The following is a 1,161-nucleotide window of genomic DNA, read 5'->3' as shown; positions in this document are numbered from 1 at the left end:
TACCAACGGGTGTTGGTTCTGACTCGTATGGGATTCCCAACGTCCTCTTGATCTGCATCATGATGGCAAACGGAGGTTTGCCATGGCGACGCCCATTCCGCTTCGCACCGACTTTGATGGTCCAGGCCTGCGCCGGCTGGCGCGGGAGACCAAGGACGCCAACCAAACCCGCCGACTTCTGGCGCTTGCAGCGATCTACGATGGTGGCTCGCGCATCGATGCGGCCCGGATCGGCAGCGTGACGCTTCAGATCGTGCGCGACTGGGTGCTGCGGTTCAACCATCGCGGTCCAGCCGGGCTCGTCAACGTCAAAGCGCCGGGCAGTCCCTCCAAACTCAACGAGGCGCAGCGCCTTGCGTTGGCGAAGATCGTCGAGAGCGGCCCCATCCCGGCGGTCCACGGCGTGGTGCGCTGGAGGCGCAAGGATCTCGTGCAGTGGATCTTCGAGGAGTTCGCCATCTCGCTGGACGAGACCACGGTCGGGCGCGAGTTGAAGGCGCTCGGCTTTGCCAAGCTGTCGGCCCGTCCGCGCCACTATGCGCAGAACGAGTTCGAAGTGGAGGCTTTCAAAAAAGCTTCCCGGCCGAGTTGGCGGCCATCCAGGCCAAGCTCCCGCCGTGCACCGAGATCGAACTCTGGTGGGCTGATGAAGCCCGTATAGGCCAGAAGAACAAGATGACCCGCCGTTGGGCCCGGCGCGGCACGAGACCGTCTGCCCCGCACGACCAGCGCACCATGTGGGCCTACATCTTCGGCGCGGTCTGTCCCAAGAAGGGCAAGGGTGCAGGCCTCGTCCTGCCCTACTGCGACACCGGCTCGATGAACCAGCATCTGGCGGAGATCTCGCTCGCCGTCGATCCCGGCGCCCATGCCGTGCTGATCCTGGACCGCGCCGGCTGGCACATGACGCAAAAGCTCGTCGTGCCTGCCAACATCACGCTGCTCTTCCTGCCGCCGCGTGCGCCCGAACTGAACCCGGTCGAGAACGTCTGGCAGTTCATGCGTGACAACTGGCTCTCCAACCGCGTCTTCATCGACTACGACGATATCGTCGCCCATTGCTGCGAGGCCTGGAACAAGCTCGTCAATCAGCCCTGGAAAATCATCTCCATCGGCATGCGCGACTGGGCACATCGGTTCTGATCAGTGCCCGTTGGTATT

General features: G+C 63.4%; 1 protein-coding gene. It reads left to right on the top strand.

Annotated elements, in window-relative coordinates; translation table 11 throughout:
* Positions 1–82 precede the first annotated feature (82 nt).
* A protein-coding gene (locus tag AUL28_RS22400) for an IS630 family transposase (protein WP_156418506.1) occupies positions 83–1,143 on the top strand; the annotation gives its coding sequence in 2 pieces (ribosomal slippage) (positions 83–563 and positions 563–1,143; 1,062 coding nt in all).
* Positions 1,144–1,161 lie beyond the last annotated feature (18 nt).

It is taken from the genome of Aureimonas sp. N4 (genome assembly GCF_001463925.1).
In the GTDB taxonomy this organism is placed as follows: Bacteria; Pseudomonadota; Alphaproteobacteria; order Rhizobiales; family Rhizobiaceae; genus Aureimonas; species Aureimonas ureilytica_A.
The sequence above is the reverse complement of the archived record's forward strand: the minus strand, read 5'-3'. Positions and strand labels throughout refer to the sequence as shown.